The organism is Cryobacterium sp. Sr3, from assembly GCF_004402835.1.
Lineage (GTDB): Bacteria > Actinomycetota > Actinomycetes > Actinomycetales > Microbacteriaceae > Cryobacterium > Cryobacterium sandaracinum.
Map to the genome: position 1 here is coordinate 42,468 of NZ_SOFA01000044.1, position 18,301 is coordinate 60,768.

Below are 18,301 nucleotides of genomic sequence, written 5' to 3' on the forward strand. Positions count from 1 at the left end.
GATCGGNAATCAGACATGGGCCACCTCGTGCAGGGCAACGATCTGATCGGCGGCGTCCCGCAGGGCAGGCCGGTGGCTGACCACGATCACGATCCGCCCCTCGGTCGTGAGCCGGCGCAGGCCGGCGACGAGAGAGGCCTCCGCAGCCTCGTCCAGCGCCGAACTGGGCTCGTCGAGAACGACCACGGCGCAGTCGTGGCTCTCAGCGCGGTAGATGGCGCGGGCCGCTGCGACCCGCTGGGCCTGTCCGCCGGAGAGTCCCTCGCCGGCGATGCCGAGTATGGTGGCCGGCTCCAGATCGCCCGCTCCGGCGCACTCCAGCGACCGGGCCACGGTGTCCCGATCGACGGACGCGTCACCGAGCGCGAGATTGTCGGCAATCGTTCCCTGGAACAGTCCCGGCCGTTGCCCGGCCCACGCCAGCCACGGGCGCGGTGTGCCCGGGGTCTGCTCCGCACCGTTCAGCAGGATCCGCCCGTCGAAGGGGACGAATCCCTGCAGGGCGGCCACCAGCGTGGATTTTCCGGTGCCGCTCGGGCCCACGACCACGGCGAGTTCGCCGGGGCGGAAGACGGCGCTGAAGTCGTGCACGGGGGCATCCGTGCCCCGCTGGATCGTGACCTGCTCGAACCGGAGCACGCCGGTATCCGCGGGGCCTGCTCCGGTGCGCGCGCCAGACGGGGCAGTCGAGGCAGCCGGGGTCGCCACGGCCCGGGGCCCGGCACCGTCGTCGAGAATGGCGAAGACCTCCTCGGCCGCCGCCAGACCGTCGGCCGCGGCGTGGAACTGGGCGCCGACCTGCCGCACGGGGAGAAAAGCCTCCGGGGCCAGCAGCAGCACGAACAGGCCGACGCCGAGTGCGAGGCTTCCGTCAACCAGGCGCAGCCCGATGGAGACGGCAACAAGGGCCACCGACAGGCTGGCCGCCAGTTCGAGCACGAACCCGCTGAGGAAGGAGACCCGCAGCACCTTCATAGTGCGGCCGCGGTAGTCCTCGGTGATGGAGCGCACCCGGGCGAACTGGCGTCGCTCCCGACCGTAGATTTTGAGCGTGCCGAGCCCGCCGACGAGGTCGAGGAACCCCGTCGACAGCCGCTGCAGGGACTCCCACTGCTGCCGCTGCACGGACTGGGTGGCCTGGCCGATCAGCACCATGAAGACGGGGATGAATGGCAGCACTACGATGACTGTGATGCCGCTGGGCAGGTCCTGCCAGAGCATCACCAAGATCAGCAGGGGCGTGCTGATCGCCGCCAGCAAGAGCTGGGGCAGGTAGCGGGCGAAGTAGTTGTCCAGCGCGTCCAGCCCCTGGGTGGCCAGGGTGGAGACGCCCACACTGGCCCGGCCGCTGAGCCAATCCGGGCCGCGCTCGGCGACGCGGTCGAGAACCTGGCGGCGCAGCTGGCTCTTGACTTGGGCTGCTCCGCGGGTGGCGGCCACCTCGAGGAGCCACACCAGCGCGGCCCGCACCACGATCACGCCCGCAAGGGCGGCCGTGGTGAAGGCCAGCGAATCCTGAGAGGCCCCAGTCAACGCGAGGGTGATGCTCTGGCTCAGCAGCCAGGAGAACGCGATGACCGTGACAGTCTGCGCCAGTCCGAGCAGGGCACCCACCGACAGGAACCACCGGGCGGCGGACGCGTAGCGGAGGAGCCGAGGATCGAAGGGGCGCATTCCGTTTAGTGTCCGGCGGACTCTACGTGGGCCGAGACGGTCGTGCGGCTGACCCGCTTGCGTAGAACCCAGTAGGTCCAGCCCTGGTACAAGAAGATGACGGGCATGGCGAACAGGGCGGTCCAGCTCATCACCTGCAGTGTGTACGGCGTCGAGGAGGCGTTCTCGATGGTCAGGCTGTTGGCTGCATCGTTGCTCGCCGGCATCACGTCGGGGAACAGGGACGCGAAGAGCGTCAGCACCGCGAGGGCGATCGTCGCGGCCATCAGCGTGAAGGCCCAGCCTTCGGCGCCCCGCAGGTTCGCCAGGAACGCCCCGATCAGGGCAACCGCGGCGAGGGCGGCGAAGGCACCGGTGGCCAGGCTGCCGAAGGCAAGGGTGGTCCAGACCAGGAACGAGGCGGCCACCACGATGGTGGCCAACCCGGCCTTGACGGCTAGCCTCTGAGCGCGCTGACGGATGTCCCCCTCGGTCTTCAGGGAGATGAAGACCACGCCGTGGGTGAAGAACAGGAGCAGCGTGGTGAGCCCGCCCAGGAGGGCGTATGGGTTGAGCAGGTCGAAGAAGGAGCCGATGTAGTTGAAGTCCGCGTCCAACTGCACGCCCCGCACGATGTTGGAGAAGGCGACACCCCAGAGCAGAGCGGGAACGGCAGACCCGATCACGATCATGAGGTCGAAGCGTTTCTTCCAGGTTGCTTCCGGGCGTTGGTGCCGGTACTCGAATGACACCCCGCGCAGGATGAGGGCGAGAAGGATCACCAGCAGGGCCAGGTAGAACCCGCTGAACAGGGTGGCGTACCACTCCGGGAAGGCGGCGAAGAGTGCTGCGCCGGCCACGATCAGCCAGGTTTCGTTGAGGTCCCAGACCGGCCCGATGGTGTTGATGATGACCCGGCGGTCGAGGTCGTCCTTGCCCAGGAAGGGCAGCGACATGCCGACGCCGAAGTCGAAGCCGTCGAGAACGAAGTAGCCGATGAAGAGTGCACCGATGATCCAGAACCAGAGAATGTTGAGATCCATCATGCGCTCCTAGTAGACCGTGACCTGTGGCTTGACCTTGCCGGAAACCGGGTCGGGTTCCGCCAGCGGGGCAGGTCCCTTCCGCACGGCCTGCAGGATCAACTTGAATTCGACGACAGCGAGGGCGCCGTAGATCAGCGTGAACGCGATCAGCGAGATCAGGATCTCGACGCCGCTGACGTTGGGTGATACGCCGTCCTCGGTGCGCAGGAGCCCGAACACGAGCCAGGGCTGCCGCCCCATCTCGGTGAAGATCCAGCCGACGCTCATGGCGAGAAGCGAGAACGGGAAGCTCCAGATGGCGATCTTCCAGACCCAGGTGGCCTGGGGGCTGCGCCCGCCGCGGGTCAGCCAGAGGCCGACGACGGCAACCAGGATATGGGCGATGCCGAGACCGATCATCCAGCGGAAGGCCCAGTAGGTGATCCAGATGGTCGGGGTGTAGTCGCCGGGGCCGTACAGGCTCACATACTGCGCCTGCAGGTTGTCGATGCCTTCGACCGTGCCGTTGAGGGTGTGGGTCGACAGGAACGACAAAAGGTATGGGATACGAATCGAGAATAATTCGCTGACGCCGTCGGGGGTGCCGAGGGTGAAGATCGAGAAGGATGCCTCGGCGCCCGTCGCTGTCTTGTACATCGCCTCGGCCGCCGCCATCTTCATGGGCTGGGCCGCGGTCATGGCCAGGCTCAGCGAGTCGCCGAAGAAGGTGGTGAGCGCACCGGAGACAACCATCATCCACATGCCCAACTTGAGTGCGGGACGCATGGATTCCTCGTGCTGCTTGCGCAGCAGGTGCCAGGCGGCCACCGAGATGACGAGGCCTGACGACACCATGAAGCAGGCGAAGATCGTGTGCGGGAAGGAGGCCAGGGCGATCGGGTTGGTCAAAAGCTCGCCAATACTGGTGAGCTCGGCCCGGCCGCGCTCCTCGTTGATGCGGAACGCGATCGGGTTCTGCATGAACGCGTTCGCCGCGAGGATGAAGTAGGCCGAGGCGATCGAACCGGCCGTCGTCAGCCAGATGGTGGCGAGGTGCAGGCCGCGGGGCAGCTTGTCCCAGCCGAAGATCCACAGTCCGATGAACGTGGCCTCCAGGAAGAAGGCGATGATGCCCTCGAAGGCGAGCGGGGCGCCGAAGACGTCACCGACGAAGCGGGAGTAGTCCGACCAGTTCATTCCGAACTGGAACTCCTGCACGATTCCGGTAACGACGCCCATGGCGAAGTTGATCAGGAAGATCTTGCCGAAGAAGTGGGTCAGCTCGAGGTACTTGGCCTTGTCGGTGCGCACCCAGGCGGTCTGGAAGAGCGCGACCGTGAACGCCAGCCCGATCGTGAGCGGTACGAAGAGAAAGTGATAGACGGTAGTCAGACCGAATTGCCATCTCGACAGGAGTAACGGATCCAGCCACTCGTTCATGCGCCCTCCAGCGTCATCGGGTATTTCTACACTGTGTAGAACATCTCTATTCTACGAGAGGTAGAAGAGTTGATTGCCGCCCGCTAGACTCCCCAATATGGGGAGTTTGGGAGAGCTGGAACGACTGCTGATGGATGTTTTGTGGGAAGCCGAGGAGTCTCTGCCTGCCAACGATCTCCGGGATCGGCTACTCACCCCGACGACCGCCACCGCTAGGCGCAAACCACTCGCCACCACGACCGTGCTCACGGTGCTCTCCCGCCTCGAGACCAAGGGCTTCGTCACCCGCGACCGAGACACCCGACCGCACCGCTACCGGGCCGTGTCGACCCGGGCGGAACATACCGCGGAGCTGATGCACAAGGTGCTCGGCTCTGCTCCTGACCGGCAGGCGGCCCTCGCCCGGTTCATCGGGGACGTCACCCCGCAGGAGGCCGACGTTTTGCGCCTGCTCCTCGGCACCGTACCTCTTGGTCGCGAGTGACCGGCATCCAGTCCCCGCTCCAGTCCCTGCTCCAGTCAGCACGCGTCAGAGCGGCCAAGTCGTGTTCGTCACGGCCGTAGCGCTCATGATCGTGGCCGTGCTGCTCGCCGGTCCGGTCCCGATCTGGCTTGCCACCGCCGACTGGCCGGCCCGCTCCCCCGCGGTCGCCCTGGTGTTGTGGCAGGCCATCGCCCTGGCCGGCGGGCTCTCGATGATCGGCTCGCTGCTCAGCTTCGGGTTGATCCCGTTCGGCGAGAACCTGTTCGAGGGCATCCGCTCGCTGGTGGGCCATCTCGTCACCGGCACATTGCCGGCCGGCACGTCGTTCGGCTCGGTGCTCCTGCTGTGCGCGGCGCTGATCCTCGGCAGCCATCTGCTGCTCAACCTCGCCGCGACCTTTTCCCGCGCGGGGCGCCAGCACCGCAGGCACCGGCACCTGATCGGACTGCTCAGCGACCCTCTGCCGAGCCACTCCGGCACCCGTGTGATCGAACACGACGCCCCGGTCGCGTACTGCCTGCCTGGCGCGACCCGGTCGGCGACCGTGCTTTCCCGCGGCCTTCTGCAATTGCTGAATGCCGACCAATTGCGCGCAGTGATCGCACACGAGCGCGCCCACCTGTTGCAGCAGCACCACCTCGTGCTGCTCGCCTTCAAGTCCTGGCACAGCGCACTGCCGTGGTTCCCGATCGCGAACCGCGCCGAGAACGCGGTCGCCCTGCTGGTCGAGATGCTCGCCGACGACCAGGCCCGGCGGGTCGTCGACGACCGCACGCTGGCCACCGCGATCGCACTGGTCGGGTCGGCACACCAGGTGGACCCGCTGGGAACGGATGTCGAACTCGCCGACGGCCCGGACCATCCGTTCGACCTGGTGACACCCCGCGTTCGCCGCCTGATCACCCCGCCGGCGCCGCTGACGCCCTCCGCCGTGCTTTTCGTTGCAGCCGGCGCCGCCGCACTCCTGCTGCTGCCGACGCTGCTCCTGTCCCTCGCCTGAGCCCGGGCCTACCTGAGCACGCGCCTACCTGAGCACGCGCCTGCCCCAGCCCCAGCCCCAGCCCCAGCCCCAGCCCCAGCCCCAGCCCCAGCCCCAGCCCCAGCCCGGGCCTACCTCTGCCCCTGCCCCAGCCCCTAACGAATTCGACGGAGATTCTCGGCCCCAGAGCCTGTTTTGCTCCAAAACCGGCCCGTAGGCGCAGAATCTCCGTCGAATTGGTCAGGCAGCGCCTGTCAGCTGGTGCCTAGAAGAGGTTCGCCTGTTCGAGCCAAGCGGCCGCGATCTTCTCGGCCGAGAGCTGGTCGTTCACGCTCTCGGAGTTGAGGCCCACCAGGTCCTCGGCGGTCAGAGCGGCACTGACGGCGTTGAGCACGTCGGCGGCCTTCCCGCCGACCTTGTCGGACACGACGGGCACGACGTTGTCCGCGAAGAACAGGCCGTCCGGGTCGTCGAGGGCGACGAGGCTGTCCGACTTGATGTTCGGGCTGGCCGTGTAGACGTTCGTGATCTGGATGTCGTTGTCGACGAGAGCCTTGATCGTGAGCGGGCCGCCACCATCCTCAATGGGCGTGAAGCCGGCGATGGGGATGCCGTACTTCTCCGTCAGGGTCGTCGGTCCGTAGGGGCGGGTCTGAAGTTCGGACGGTCCGCCGACGGTGATCGGCTCGGTGACATCGGCGAGCGACGCGATGTCGGTCAGGCTGTACTTGTCGGCGAAGGCCTGCGTGACGGTCCAGGAGTTCTGGTCCGTGGCCGAGGCCATGTCGAGCACGCTCAGCCCCTCGGGCAGCTCGTCCTGCAGCTGCGCGTAGGTCTCGTCGGCGGTGCCGCCGGCGGCATCTGCATTCAGGGCCTGCAGCAGGCTGCCGCTGTACTCGGGGAAGACGTCGATGGCACCGGATTCGATCTCGGGCAGGTAGACCTCGCGCTGGCCGATCTTGAACTGGCGGTCGACCGTGAAGCCGTTCCCCTCCAACGCCAGAGCGTAGATTTCGGCGATGATCTCGTTCGAGTAGTAGTCCTGCGAACCGACGACCAGGGTGGCGGACCCCTCGTCGGCGTTACTTCCGCTGTCCAGCGGGTCACCGGACGCACACCCTGCAAGGGCTACGACGGCCCCAACCGCGACCGCGGCGACCGCCGCGAGCCGGCCTCTGTGAGCTGTGAACATTAGTGGGTTCCTTTCGTGATGGCGGGATCAATCCCCGGGACAGGTCGGGCTGACCTGGCACGGTCGACTGGGGGACGTTGGGACGCGACGCCTCTGGGAACAACAAGTCGCTGAACAACAGTGAATATTCCCTCGAGGACGAGGGCGAGCAGGATCACGAGCAGTGACCCGCCCAGCATCTCCGCGTAGTCGCGGGTTTTCAACCCGGCGAACAGGAACCGGCCGAGGCCGACATCTGCCACGTAGGCAGCCAGGGTCGCCGTGGCGACGACCTGCAGGGTGGCCGAACGGATGCCCGCGATCAGCAGCGGCAACCCCAACGGGATCTCGACCGTGCCCACGATCTGGCTCTCCGACATCCCGACCGACCGGGCGGAGTCGATGACGGACCGGTCAATGGCCTCGAACCCGGCGTAGGCGCCCGCGAGGATCGGCGGGATCGCCAGGACCGTGAGCGCGACGTACGGCGCACCGAGCCCAATCCCGACCCACAGCGCGACCAGTGTCAACAGGCCGAGGGTCGGAATGGCCCGCAGCCCGCCGGAGGTGGCTACAGCGAGGCTGCGTCCCCGACCCGTATGCCCGATCAGGAAACCGACCGGAATCGCGATCACGGAGGCCATCAGGACCGCCACGAGGGTGAACACCAAGTGTTCGATCGTCCGCGCCGGAATGCCGCCCGGCCCGGCGAAATTGGCCGGGTCGAGGATCCAGTTCACCGCGTCAACGAACAGGTTCATGCGGATGCCTCTGCGATCCGGGCGACCCGGACGGCCCTCCGGTCGGTCGCCGCCAGGCGGGTCCAGGGCAGCAGAACCCGCCCGAGCAGCACGAGGGCGCCGTCCAGCAGCAGCGCCAGCGCCACGGTCAGCACGATCCCGGCGATGATTTCGGCCTGGATACCGCGCTGGAAGCCATCCGTGAACAGGCTGCCGAGGCTCTGCGCGCCGATCACGGCCCCCACCGTGGCGAGGCTGACCGTGCTGACGGCCACGACCCGCAGGCCGGCCAGGAGCACCGGCCCGGCCAGCGGCAGCTCAACCTGCCAGAAGATGCTCCAGCCGGAATACCCCACGGCGACAGCGGACTGGCGTACATCCTTGTCCACGGATGCCAGCCCGTCGGCCACCACGCGTACCATCAGCGCGACGCCGTAGATCGTCAGGGCGATGACCAGGTTGAGCGGCGAGCGAAGGCTGGTGCCGACAATGGCCGGGATCACGAAGAACAGCGGCAGGGACGGGATGGCGTAGAGCAGCCCACTGGCCGTCAGGATCACGCCGCGGCCGGCACGGTACCGGTTCGCGAGCCAGCCCAGCGGCACGGCGATCAGGAAGCTGAGAAGGATCGGCGGCACGCTGAGGATCAGGTGGTCCAGGGTGCGATCCCAGAGCAGGTCGAGATTCGACCAGAACCAGGTCACCGCGGAGCCTGGGGATCCGGGGAGTGCGCGGTCTGCCGCGGCTCCACGAGCACACCGGCCAGGCGGCCCTCACTGTCGAGCAGCAGGTCGGAGTCGCCGCGGCGTTCCAGATGCAGGGCACGCTTGCCGCGATCCGCTCCGACGAAGCTGGCCACGAAGTCGTCGGCCGGGTTCGCCAGGATCTCGGCTGGCGCCCCCACCTGGGCGATCCGTCCGCCGTCACGCAGGATGACGACCTGGTCACCGAGGAGGAACGCCTCCTCGATATCGTGGGTGACGAACACGACCGTTTTGCCGAGCTCGCTCTGCAGCCGGATCAGTTCTTGCTGGAGCTCGGCCCTCACGATCGGGTCGACGGCGCCGAACGGCTCGTCCATCAGCAGAATGTTTGGGTTGACCGCGAGCCCGCGCGCCACCCCGACCCGCTGCTGCTGCCCGCCGGAGAGCTGGCTGGGGTACCGGTCCGCCAGGGTCTGGTCCAGGCCCACCGTGTCGAGCAGGGTGAGGGCCTCGGCGCGGGCCTTCTTTCTCGGCACCCCGCGCAGCAGCGGAACAGTCGCGACGTTGTCGATCACCGTGCGGTGCGGGAGCAGGCCGGAGTCCTGCATCACATAGCCGATGCCGCGCCGCAGCGGCACCGGCTCGAGCTGGGCGATGTCGGCCCCGTCGATCTCGATCGTGCCGCTGCTCGGGTCGACCATCCGGTTGATCATGCGCAGCAGGGTGGTTTTGCCCGAGCCGGAGGAGCCGACGAGCACCGTCGTCTGGCGCGACGGGAGGGTCAGGCTGAAATCGTCGACGGCGAGTGTGCCGTCCGGGAACTGCTTGCTCACCGAGCGGAACTCGATCATGGAAATGGCTCATTTCTCGACCGAAGTCGACACAACACGGGAAGCACGTATACCACCCAACCATCACACGGCGCCGCGAGCCACCGGATCGCGGAATTCCTAGCGAACGCTCGGCCCGTAGTATCCGGCGAGGTAGTCATGCGTGACCACGCGGCACTCTTCGATGAACCGCTCATCGCCCTGCGGGTCGGAGCGGAACGCCCGCGACAGAATCGAGTCGCCCATCTCAACGGCGACCTCAAGCCGGAAGATCAGTTCGTCGCCGCCCTCGAGGCCGAACTCCTCGACCAGCATGCCGGCCACCCGGCGGGCGAAGTAACCCGTGTCGGGGTCTACGACGACAGGCACACCCTGCCGGTCGTCGAAATGCATGATGCGAAACCCCGGCTCAGAGCGGTACAGGTCGACGAAGGCCGTGATGGCCACGTCGACGGCCTCCCACCAGCCCTGGGGAGCGTTCGTCTTCAGCTGCTCCGCAACCCGGCTCCGGAATCGCAGCACCGCGCGCTCGCGCAGAGCCTGCAGCACCGCGACGCGATCGGGGTAGTACCGGTACACGGTCCCGATCGACGCGCCCGCGCGCTCGGCCACCATCGCGGTCGTGATGCGGTCGAAGCCGACCTCGTCCACGACGACGGCGGCGGCGTCGAGCAGACCGGACAGTCGTGCCGTGCTGCGCTGTTGGATCGGCTCGGTGCGGGCCTGCTGGGCCGGCACAAAAGGATCCCCACCAAAAAGGTCACTGAGTGACACTTGTCCTCCTTGAGACTAAGTCACTAATACTAGGCGGCAATGTCCCCCTCGTTGTGACGTGACAGCGTGTCTCGCCCGATTGGGCAGGAATAACCTTCGGCTCTCCGGGCGACCCGACTTCGATGCCGGGTAGCGTCATGCGCGTGCCAGACTAGGGACGTGCCGACATATCCTCGAATCCCGCCCACGGGCACGCCAGCGAAGATGATGCATCGCGCAGCCCGCATCGAGGACTGGCTGCACTTCAAGCGCGAACGCCACGCCCGCAAACGCGGCTACCTGCCCACGGTCATCCCCTATGCCGGCTACGGCACGACCGAGTGGGTGCGCATTCTGTGCCGGGTGCTTCTGGCCAAACCGGCCAAGCCCGGCTCCAAGCTGGCACGGCGCCACTGGCACGCCGACCGCCGCGAGGCCGGAATTCGCGGCTGGCACAGCTTCACGAGCGTTCCGGTCAACGATGTGACGGTGACCATCGAGATCAACGGTTTCTCCCACCGGGTGCAGGCCGACCGCGGGGGCGTGGTCGACACCGTCATTCCGGTCACGCTCACCCCGGGCTGGCAGATGGCCCGGCTGCACACCGACGACACGGCCGCGCCGGTCGAGGCCCCGCTCTTCATCGTGGCCCCGACGGTACGCCGCGGGATCCTGTCCGACGTCGATGACACGGTCATGGTGACCACCCTTCCCCGCCCGCTGCTCGCCGCCTGGAACACCTTCGTGCTCGACGAGCACGCCCGAGTTCCCACGCCGGGCATGGCGGTCCTCCTCGACCGCCTCGCCGCGGTCAACGAGGGTGCCCCGATGATCTACCTGTCGACCGGGGCCTGGAACGTCGCCCCGACCCTGACCCGGTTCCTGAACCGCAACCTGTACCCGTCGGGGGCTCTCCTGCTCACCGACTGGGGTCCGACCCACGACCGCTGGTTCCGGAGCGGCCAGGACCACAAGAGGGCCAACCTGCGCCGTCTGGCCCAGGAATTCCCGGAGATCCGCTGGATCCTGTTCGGCGACGACGGCCAGCACGATGAGGCCATCTACAGCGAGTTCCAGCGAGACTTCCCCGACAATGTCGAGGCCGTCGCGATCCGCCAGCTCTCCCCCAGCCAGGCCGTTCTGGCCGGTCGCCGGGCGAAGGATGCCGCGCCCGCGCCCCGCGATCCCCGCTGGGTGTACGGGCCGGACGGCTCGGCCCTGGCCCGGCAGCTCGCGGACCGCGGTCTGATCTAGGCGCGACGGCGTGTTGCGGGCTCGACGGCCTGTCTCAGTTCTCTACAGTTCTGCGGCGAGGATGCGGTCGAGGCCACGGTTGATCTGGCGAGCCCAGAGCGGCCCTCGATAGAGGAACCCGGTGTAGCCCTGAACGAGCGTCGCGCCCGCGGCGAGGCGCTCGGCCACGTGTTCCGCGGTCTCCACGCCGCCGACCGAGATCACGCACAGCTCGCGGGGCACAGCGGCCCGGATCACGCGCAGCACGGCCAGGGACCGCGCCTGGAGCGGGGCACCGGAGAGACCGCCGGCGCCGGCAGCCTCGACGGTTGCGGCATCCGTTTTCAGTCCGGCGCGGGAAATCGTGGTGTTCGTGGCGATGATGCCGTCGAGACCCAGCTCCACCACGAGTTCGGAGATTCGGGTCACTTCAGCATCGGCGAGGTCGGGGGCGATTTTTACCAGCAGGGGCGTGGCGCCGGCCTCGGTCTTGACCGCCCGAAGCAGCGGGGCGAGCCGGTCGAGTTCCTGCAGTCCGCGTAGCCCGGGCGTGTTGGGCGAGCTGACGTTCACGACGAGGTAGTCGGCCAGGGGCGCGAGCAGCGCGGCGCTGACCAGGTAGTCGGCGGTGGCGTCCTCGACCGCGGTGACGCGGCTCTTGCCGATGTTGATGCCGAGGACCGGGCGACCGGCAGCGGTGCGAACGTGCGCGAGGCGCACCCGGGCGGCGCGGGCACCGGCGTTGTTGAAGCCCATCCGGTTGACGACCGCGCGGTCGGGGATCAGGCGGAACAGGCGCGGTTTCGGGTTTCCGGGCTGAGGAACGGCGGTGATGGTGCCGACCTCCACGTGCCCGAACCCGAGCTGGCCGAGCCCGAGCACGGCTTCACCGTCTTTGTCGAAGCCGGCGGCCACGCCGAACGGCGACTGGAATCGCAGACCCAGGGTTTGGACACCGAGGTCGGTGCGCGGGCGCGTGAAGCGGTGCACGACCCGGCCGACACCGAACGCGGGCAGCGCCCGGATCACGGTGAAGGCGAGGTGGTGGGCTCGTTCGGGGTCGAGGCGGGTCAGGAACAGCGAGAAGATCAGCGGGTACACGGCGCCGCCTACGACTCGGACGGGTGTGCGGCGCCCGCGCCGCTGCCCTGCTCGGGGCGGGAGCCGTGTTCGGTGCGGGATCCGTGTTCGGTGCGCAGCCGGGCGATCGCGGTCTCGAAATCCTCGAGCGAATCGAATGCCTGGTAGACACTCGCGAAGCGGAGATAGGCCACCTCATCAAGTTCGCGCAGCGGCGGCAGGATCGCGAGGCCGACCTCGTTCGCCTTCACCTGCGACGCGCCGGTCTGCCGGATGGTCTCCTCCACCCGCTGGGCAAGCATGGCCAGGTCGGAATCCGTTACCGGACGACCTTGGCAGGCCTTGCGCACGCCGGCCACGATCTTGTCGCGACTGAACGGCTCGACGACCCCGCTGCGCTTGACGATGTTCAGGCTGGCGGTCTCGGTGGTACTGAACCTCCGGCCGCATTCAGGGCACTGTCGACGCCGGCGAATGGAAAGTCCGTCGTCGCTCGTGCGCGAGTCGATGACTCGGGAGTCCGGGTGGCGGCAGAACGGGCAGAACATCGTGTGACCAGCTTACAGCGCCGTCGTGAAACGGGCCGTGACGGCGTCGCCGTGCGCGGGCAGCGCCTCCGCCGTGGACAGGGCCGCGATGTGGTCCGCGACCTCGCGCAGTGCCTCCCGGCTGTACGTGACGACCTGCTGGGGCCTCAGGAAGGTGTAGGCGCCGAGTCCGGAGGAGAACCGGGCCTGCCCTCCCGTCGGCAGCACGTGGTTCGAGCCGGCCACGTAGTCGCCGAGGCTCACGGGCGAATGAGGGCCGAGGAAGATGGCGCCGGCGTTCTCGATCAGCGCGAGCACGGCATCAGGGTCGCTCGTCTGGATCTCGAGGTGCTCGGGACCGAACGCGTTGCTGAACGCGGCCGCGGCGTCGAGGTCGTCCACGAGCACGATCCCCGACTGGCGCCCGTTCAGGGACGCGGTGACACGGATGCTGTGGGTCGTGCTCTGCATCAGGTCGACCAGGTGCAGATTGACGGCGTCGGCGAGCTCGGCCGAATCGGTGACCAGCATGGCGGCGGCCAGCTCGTCGTGCTCGGCCTGGCTGACCAGGTCGGCCGCGACGATGCGGGGGTCGGCGGTCTCATCCGCGATGACCAGAATGTCGGTAGGGCCGGCCTCGGAGTCGATGCCGGTCACCCCGCGCACGAGCCGCTTGGCGGCGGCCACATAGACGTTGCCGGGGCCGGTGACGAGCTGCACCGGGTCCAGGCCGAGCCCCGGAACGCCGTAGGCGAAGGCGCCGACCGCGCCGGCCCCGCCCATGGCGTAGATTTCGTCGATGCCGAGCAGGCTCGCCACGGCGAGGATGGTGGGGTGCACGCGTCCGTCGAAGTCGCTCTGCGGCGGCGACGCCAGCGCGATCGAGGAGACGCCGGCGATCTGAGCCGGAACCACGTTCATCACGACGCTCGACGGGTAGACGGCCTTGCCGCCGGGAACGTACAGGCCGACCCGGTTGATCGGCTGCCAGCGCTGCGTGATGGTGGCGCCGTCTGCGATCGTGGTGGTCACCTGCGGCGGCACTTGGGCCGCGCTGGCGATGCGCACGCGACGGATGGTCTCCTCGATGGCCGTGCGCACCGTCGGGTCGAGCCCGGCCAGTGCCTCGGTGACGTGGGACGCAGGAACCCGCACATGGGACGGACGCACCCGGTCGAGGCGTTCCGCCTGGTCGCGGAGGGCATCCTCGCCTCTGGCCCGCACATCGTTGATTAATTCGGCTGCGACGTCGCTGGCCGCGGTCACGTCGGTGAGCGCACGCGGGACGGCTGCAAGCAATTCCGCCGGAGTGGGCCGGGTCCCTCGGAGGTCAATAGTCTGGATCATCGCGTTCCAGCCTAGCCATCAACTCCCGTGCACCGGGAATAGGCTCAATGGCGAGGAGATTGATTCAGTCACATGAGCGACACCGAAGTACCCCAGCCCGCCACCGTACCGCTGGCCGAAGATCCCAATGCACCGTTGGACCTGGCCGCCTTCAAACATTCCTTCCGGCGTCACGCCGCCGGTGTCGCGGTGATCACCGCGCTGCGCCCGGACGGCGCCCCGGTGGGATTCACCGCCACCTCGCTGGCGTCGCTGTCGTCGGTTCCGCCGCTGGCCACCTTCAACATGGCCCGGTCAGCCAGCACCTGGCCGGCGATCGCCGAGAGCGACCGGGTCGTCATCCACATCCTCGGGGCGCACAATCGTGCCGTCGCCGAGGTGATGTCGGGTCCCGCGAACCAGCGCTTCATCGGCGACCACTGGCAGCCCGGACCCCACGGCCTGCCTGTGCTGAAGGGCGTCACCTCGTGGATGGTCGGGCGAATCATCGAACGCACACTGGTGCACAACAGCGCCGTCGTGGTCGTGAAGATCGAGGAAGGCGGCATGGGCGAGAACGACGAGGCCCTGCTGTACTACGAGCGCACCTACCGCGTGCCCGGCGCCCCGGCCTAGCCCCTGGACGGGGCTGCGCCGGCCTCGTCGCGACGCCGGCGCCGCTCGGCCTCGGCAACGGCGGCCTCCTCCGGTGTGGGCGCGGTGCCGCCCAGGTGCCGCGGCTGCCACCACTGGCCGGCGCCGTCCACCGGATAGGCTTTCTGCAGTTTGTCGACGAGACCCTGCAGTGTGTCGTGGAGTGCCAGCGTCATCGGCTGCGTGCCCTCCCCCGCCGCGACCGTGAACGGCTCGCCGACGGCGAAGCGGATGGGCACGTCGAACAGCTCGCGCAGGGCCGGCTTGTGGTTCTTCGTGAGCACGCGGTGCCCGCCCCAGACCGCGATCGGGATCACGGGGACCCCGGCCTCGGCGGCCATCCGGATGGCACCCGACTTCAACTCGCGTACGGTGAAGGAGGCGTTCACGCCGCCTTCCGGAAACACGCCGAGCAGTTCGCCCGCCCGCAGCGCGGTCACGGCTTGGCCGTAAGCCTCCGCCCCTGCCTTCATGTCGACCGAGATATGACGCATGCCGCGCAGCAGCACGCCCACGAGCTTCTGGTCGAACGCGCCCTTCTTGGCCATAAAACGGATGTGACGTCGGTTCTTTTGCCACAGCATCCACTCGACCAGGGCGAAGTCCATGTAGCCGAAGTGGGTGATCGCCAGCACCGCCCCCCCGGTGTCCGGAAGATTCTTCAGACCGGTCACGGATGGCTTCAGCCGCAGCAGGCCGAACACGGCCCGCCCGGCCAGAATCGCCGTGGTGTACAGAGGTTCCCGAGTGCCTGTGCTCATACCTCAAGGCTACGACCCGCGTGCGGGTTTCCGCGTCCGTCCCACGAGCCTTTCGGGACCCGGCTCGCACTCGCGGCGCACCCGTAAACGTGGGCGCTCGTTCTAACGCTCGCCCGCTCCAGAACCTGCGCCGCGAACTTCCACCCCCGTCTGTGTCGTCGGTTATGGAGCTTGCACACAGCCTCGACCGCACTGACACTGGAATCATCCACGGCGGAACCGCAGCAACCGGCCTTGAAGCTGGTTGACTCGACCAGGCGACGACCACCGAGACCACGTGGGCAACCCGGCCACCAGAGGGAGACACGATGAGCACTGACCTGAGCAGCGCCGCGAGCACGAGGATGCCCGGGCCGCACGTGGCCGACAGCCACGACCGGATCCGGGTGCGGGGCGCGCGCGTGAACAACCTCAGGGATGTCAGCCTCGACATCCCGAAGCGGCGGCTGACGGTGTTCACCGGCGTTTCCGGCTCGGGCAAGAGCTCACTGGTGTTCGGCACGATCGCCGCCGAGTCGCAGCGGCTGATCAACGAGACCTACAGTGCGTTCGTGCAGGGATTCATGCCGGACCTGGCGCGCCCCGAGGTGGACGTGTTGGATGGTCTGACCACGGCCATCATCGTCGACCAGGAGCGAATGGGGGCCAACTCCCGTTCCACGGTCGGGACCGCCACCGACGCCAACGCGCTACTGCGCATCCTTTTCAGCCGGCTCGGTCAGCCCCACATCGGATCGCCCCAGGCGTTCTCGTTCAACGTCGCCTCGATCAGTGGGGCCGGGGCGGTGACGCTCGAGCGCGGCGGGAAGACCGTGAAGGAGCGGCGCAGCTTCAGCATCACCGGCGGCATGTGCCCGCGCTGCGAGGGCATGGGCACCGTCAACGACATCGATCGTTCCGCGCTATACGTCGATTCCAAGTCGCTCAACGAGGGCGCGCTCACGATCCCGGGCTACACGATGGACGGCTGGTACGGCCGCATCTTCCGCGGCTGCGGCTGGTTCGACCCGGACAAGCCAATTCATCGGTACAGCACGAAGGAACTGGACGACCTGCTCTACAAGGAGCCGACCAAGATCAAGGTCGACGGGATCAACCTGACGTATCAGGGCCTCATCCCGCAGATTCAGAAGTCGTTCCTGTCCAAGGATGTCGCCGCTTTGCAGCCGCATATCCGCGCGTTCGTGGAGCGCGCGGTCACGTTCGCCACCTGCCCCGAGTGCGGCGGCACCCGCCTCAGCGAGGCGGCTCGCTCGTCGAAGATCTCCGGAGTGAGCGTCGCCGACGCCTGTTCCTGGCAGATCAGCGACCTGGCCGGGTGGGTTCGCGGCCAGAGTGAGCCGTCGGTGGCCCCGCTCACGCAGGCGTTGCGCCAGATCCTCGACTCGTTCGTGGAGATCGGGTTGGGTTACCTTTCGCTCGACCGGCCGGCCGGTACTTTGTCGGGCGGGGAGGCCCAGCGCACCAAGATGATCCGGCACCTGGGCTCCTCACTCACCGACGTCACCTACGTCTTCGACGAGCCCACCATCGGGCTGCATCCCCATGACATCGAGCGCATGAACACACTGCTGCTGCAGCTGCGGGACAAGGGCAACACGGTGCTCGTCGTGGAGCATAAGCCGGAGGCGATCGTGATCGCCGACCACGTCGTCGATCTCGGACCCGGCGCCGGCGCGGCGGGCGGCACCGTCTGCTTCGAGGGCACCGTGGAGGGTCTCCGCACCAGCGGCACCCTCACCGGCCGCCACTTCGACTATCGCGCGGCACTCAAGCCCGCGGTGCGCGCCCCCACGGGCACGCTGGAGATTCGCGGCGCGACGAAGAACAACCTGAAGGAAGTGGACGTGGATATCCCGCTCGGCGTGCTCGTCGTGCTGACGGGGGTCGCGGGATCCGGAAAGAGCTCGCTCGTGCATGGGTCGATCCCCGCTGGCGCGGGCGTGGTGTCCATCGATCAGGGCGGCATCCGCGGTTCCCGCAGAAGCAATCCGGCGACGTACACGGGAATGCTCGACCCGATCCGAAAGGCCTTCGCGAAGGCCAACGGCGTGAAGCCCGCGCTGTTCAGCTCCAACTCCGAGGGTGCCTGCCCCAACTGCAACGGTGTCGGCGTCGTCTACACCGACCTGGCCATGATGGCGGGCGTCGCCACCACCTGCGAGGTCTGCGCGGGGAAGCGGTTCGAGGCATCCGTGCTGGAGTACCGCCTCGGCGGCCGCGATATCAGTGAGGTGTTCGCGATGTCGGTGACCGCGGCCCGGGAGTTCTTCGGCGCCGGTGCGGCGCGCACGCCGGCCGCCCACGCCATCCTGGGCGGGCTTGCCGACGTTGGGCTCGGCTATCTCAGCCTCGGCCAGCCGCTCACGACGCTCTCGGGGGGCGAGCGCCAGCGGCTCAAGCTGGCCACCCATCTGGCTGCGCAGGGCGGCGTCTACGTGCTCGACGAGCCGACCATCGGACTCCACCTCGCCGACGTCGAGCAGCTGCTCGGCCTGCTCGACCGAATCGTGGACTCCGGCAAGTCGGTCATCGTCGTCGAGCATCACCAGGCCGTGATGGCTCATGCCGACTGGATCATCGACCTCGGACCCGGCGCCGGTCACGACGGCGGCCGGATCGTCTTCGAGGGCTCACCGGCCGACCTGGTCGCCGACCGCTCCACCCTCACCGGCCAGCACCTCGCGGCCTACGTCGGTAGAGCCTGACGGCAGCGCGCCTCACGGTGCTGCCAGTCAGCTCTGTCCCGAACGAATTCGACGGAGATTGTGGCCGAATCGGCCCCATTCCACCCCGAGAAAGCGGTTTCACACGAGAATCTCGGCTCTCCTGCTGCTTCTGTGGGTTAAACCCGGCCGGGGAGCACTGGTTTGTGGCCGCCGAGGCTGAGCATGGCGAGGGCGATGAGGGCGTCGGGTGATTTGAAGCCGAAGGCGATGCG

The 18,301-nt window shown here is 67.9% G+C and carries 17 protein-coding genes; 5 read left to right on the forward strand and 12 right to left on the reverse strand.

The genetic code is table 11. The features are described from left to right. Window positions 1-9: 9 nt before the first annotated feature. From cydD to E3N94_RS14855, 3 genes are read right to left on the reverse strand one after another with little or no spacing between them, the layout of a single operon-like run. Window positions 10-1,674, reverse strand: a complete 1,665-nt coding sequence (gene cydD / locus E3N94_RS14845) for a thiol reductant ABC exporter subunit CydD (RefSeq protein WP_134415204.1) — start codon at window positions 1,672-1,674, stop codon at window positions 10-12. 5 nt (window positions 1,675-1,679) lie between these two features. Continuing rightward, window positions 1,680-2,696 (reverse strand): cytochrome d ubiquinol oxidase subunit II, encoded by a 1,017-nt coding sequence (cydB, locus tag E3N94_RS14850; RefSeq protein ID WP_134343361.1) that lies wholly within the window; start codon window positions 2,694-2,696, stop codon window positions 1,680-1,682. A gap of 9 nt (window positions 2,697-2,705) precedes the next feature. Beyond that, on the reverse strand, window positions 2,706-4,118 hold the full coding sequence (locus E3N94_RS14855; RefSeq protein ID WP_134343360.1) for a cytochrome ubiquinol oxidase subunit I: 1,413 nt from the start codon (window positions 4,116-4,118) through the stop codon (window positions 2,706-2,708). 97 nt (window positions 4,119-4,215) lie between these two features. Here E3N94_RS14855 and E3N94_RS14860 point away from each other — a divergent pair, with 97 nt between their 5' ends. Both E3N94_RS14860 and E3N94_RS14865 read left to right on the forward strand, forming a co-directional pair. Continuing rightward, on the forward strand, window positions 4,216-4,602 hold the full coding sequence (locus E3N94_RS14860) for a BlaI/MecI/CopY family transcriptional regulator (protein WP_134372965.1): 387 nt from the start codon (window positions 4,216-4,218) through the stop codon (window positions 4,600-4,602). Window positions 4,603-4,663: 61 nt separating this feature from the next. Then, entirely contained in the window at window positions 4,664-5,602 is a 939-nt protein-coding gene (locus tag E3N94_RS14865) for a M56 family metallopeptidase (protein WP_134570494.1), read from the forward strand. 244 nt (window positions 5,603-5,846) lie between these two features. On the opposite strand, the gene E3N94_RS14870 is transcribed toward E3N94_RS14865, so the two are convergent. The 5 genes from E3N94_RS14870 to E3N94_RS14890 form a co-directional block, all read right to left on the reverse strand. Continuing rightward, window positions 5,847-6,773: an ABC transporter substrate-binding protein gene (locus tag E3N94_RS14870; protein ID WP_104100017.1), complete on the reverse strand. Its 927-nt coding sequence runs from the start codon at window positions 6,771-6,773 to the stop codon at window positions 5,847-5,849. Then, a complete protein-coding gene (locus E3N94_RS14875) occupies window positions 6,773-7,513 on the reverse strand; it encodes an ABC transporter permease (RefSeq protein WP_104100018.1) in 741 nt (246 codons plus the stop codon). The genes E3N94_RS14870 and E3N94_RS14875 overlap by 1 nt, the downstream gene beginning before the upstream one ends. After that, on the reverse strand, window positions 7,510-8,196 hold the full coding sequence (locus E3N94_RS14880) for an ABC transporter permease (protein ID WP_104100019.1): 687 nt from the start codon (window positions 8,194-8,196) through the stop codon (window positions 7,510-7,512). The genes E3N94_RS14875 and E3N94_RS14880 overlap by 4 nt, the downstream gene beginning before the upstream one ends. Further along, window positions 8,193-9,047 carry an ATP-binding cassette domain-containing protein gene (locus E3N94_RS14885; protein WP_104100020.1) on the reverse strand — a complete coding sequence of 285 codons (855 nt, stop codon included), beginning with the start codon at window positions 9,045-9,047 and terminating at the stop codon, window positions 8,193-8,195. The genes E3N94_RS14880 and E3N94_RS14885 overlap by 4 nt, the downstream gene beginning before the upstream one ends. Before the next feature lie 99 nt (window positions 9,048-9,146). After that, window positions 9,147-9,800: a TetR/AcrR family transcriptional regulator gene (locus E3N94_RS14890; protein ID WP_104100021.1), complete on the reverse strand. Its 654-nt coding sequence runs from the start codon at window positions 9,798-9,800 to the stop codon at window positions 9,147-9,149. Window positions 9,801-10,004: 204 nt separating this feature from the next. Between E3N94_RS14890 and E3N94_RS14895 the strand changes: the two genes are divergently transcribed. Further along, window positions 10,005-11,033 (forward strand): phosphatase domain-containing protein, encoded by a 1,029-nt coding sequence (locus tag E3N94_RS14895; protein ID WP_233191253.1) that lies wholly within the window; start codon window positions 10,005-10,007, stop codon window positions 11,031-11,033. A 42-nt stretch (window positions 11,034-11,075) separates the two neighbouring features. Here E3N94_RS14895 and E3N94_RS14900 read toward each other — a convergent pair whose 3' ends face one another. Genes E3N94_RS14900 through hisD form a run of 3 tightly spaced genes read right to left on the reverse strand, consistent with a single transcriptional unit; the run spans window position 11,076 to window position 13,966 of the window. After that, a complete protein-coding gene (locus E3N94_RS14900) occupies window positions 11,076-12,113 on the reverse strand; it encodes a quinone-dependent dihydroorotate dehydrogenase (RefSeq protein ID WP_104100022.1) in 1,038 nt (345 codons plus the stop codon). 8 nt (window positions 12,114-12,121) lie between these two features. After that, window positions 12,122-12,640 carry a transcriptional regulator NrdR gene (gene nrdR / locus E3N94_RS14905; protein ID WP_104100023.1) on the reverse strand — a complete coding sequence of 173 codons (519 nt, stop codon included), beginning with the start codon at window positions 12,638-12,640 and terminating at the stop codon, window positions 12,122-12,124. A 12-nt stretch (window positions 12,641-12,652) separates the two neighbouring features. Continuing rightward, window positions 12,653-13,966: a histidinol dehydrogenase gene (hisD, locus tag E3N94_RS14910; protein WP_104100024.1), complete on the reverse strand. Its 1,314-nt coding sequence runs from the start codon at window positions 13,964-13,966 to the stop codon at window positions 12,653-12,655. A gap of 72 nt (window positions 13,967-14,038) precedes the next feature. Between hisD and E3N94_RS14915 the strand changes: the two genes are divergently transcribed. Next, a complete protein-coding gene (locus E3N94_RS14915; protein ID WP_104100025.1) occupies window positions 14,039-14,581 on the forward strand; it encodes a flavin reductase family protein in 543 nt (180 codons plus the stop codon). Here the strand turns inward: E3N94_RS14915 and E3N94_RS14920 are convergent. Then, window positions 14,578-15,360: a lysophospholipid acyltransferase family protein gene (locus E3N94_RS14920; RefSeq protein WP_134415202.1), complete on the reverse strand. Its 783-nt coding sequence runs from the start codon at window positions 15,358-15,360 to the stop codon at window positions 14,578-14,580. The two genes, E3N94_RS14915 and E3N94_RS14920, sit on opposite strands and share 4 nt — an antisense overlap. Before the next feature lie 308 nt (window positions 15,361-15,668). Between E3N94_RS14920 and E3N94_RS14925 the strand changes: the two genes are divergently transcribed. Then, entirely contained in the window at window positions 15,669-18,068 is a 2,400-nt protein-coding gene (locus E3N94_RS14925; RefSeq protein WP_174776140.1) for an excinuclease ABC subunit UvrA, read from the forward strand. The last annotated feature ends 233 nt before the right edge of the window (window positions 18,069-18,301 follow it).

Coding starts and splice junctions, on each gene's coding strand:
- E3N94_RS14920 (WP_134415202.1), bottom strand. CDS start 15,360: ATGAGCACAGGCACTCGGGAACCTCTGTACACCACGGCGATTCTGGCC.
- nrdR (WP_104100023.1), bottom strand. CDS start 12,640: ATGTTCTGCCCGTTCTGCCGCCACCCGGACTCCCGAGTCATCGACTCG.
- cydD (WP_134415204.1), bottom strand. CDS start 1,674: ATGCGCCCCTTCGATCCTCGGCTCCTCCGCTACGCGTCCGCCGCCCGG.
- E3N94_RS14860 (WP_134372965.1), top strand. CDS start 4,216: ATGGGGAGTTTGGGAGAGCTGGAACGACTGCTGATGGATGTTTTGTGG.
- E3N94_RS14895 (WP_233191253.1), top strand. CDS start 10,005: ATGATGCATCGCGCAGCCCGCATCGAGGACTGGCTGCACTTCAAGCGC.
- hisD (WP_104100024.1), bottom strand. CDS start 13,966: ATGATCCAGACTATTGACCTCCGAGGGACCCGGCCCACTCCGGCGGAA.
- E3N94_RS14875 (WP_104100018.1), bottom strand. CDS start 7,513: ATGAACCTGTTCGTTGACGCGGTGAACTGGATCCTCGACCCGGCCAAT.
- E3N94_RS14885 (WP_104100020.1), bottom strand. CDS start 9,047: ATGATCGAGTTCCGCTCGGTGAGCAAGCAGTTCCCGGACGGCACACTC.
- E3N94_RS14925 (WP_174776140.1), top strand. CDS start 15,669: ATGAGCACTGACCTGAGCAGCGCCGCGAGCACGAGGATGCCCGGGCCG.
- cydB (WP_134343361.1), bottom strand. CDS start 2,696: ATGGATCTCAACATTCTCTGGTTCTGGATCATCGGTGCACTCTTCATC.
- E3N94_RS14915 (WP_104100025.1), top strand. CDS start 14,039: ATGAGCGACACCGAAGTACCCCAGCCCGCCACCGTACCGCTGGCCGAA.
- E3N94_RS14870 (WP_104100017.1), bottom strand. CDS start 6,773: ATGTTCACAGCTCACAGAGGCCGGCTCGCGGCGGTCGCCGCGGTCGCG.
- E3N94_RS14855 (WP_134343360.1), bottom strand. CDS start 4,118: ATGAACGAGTGGCTGGATCCGTTACTCCTGTCGAGATGGCAATTCGGT.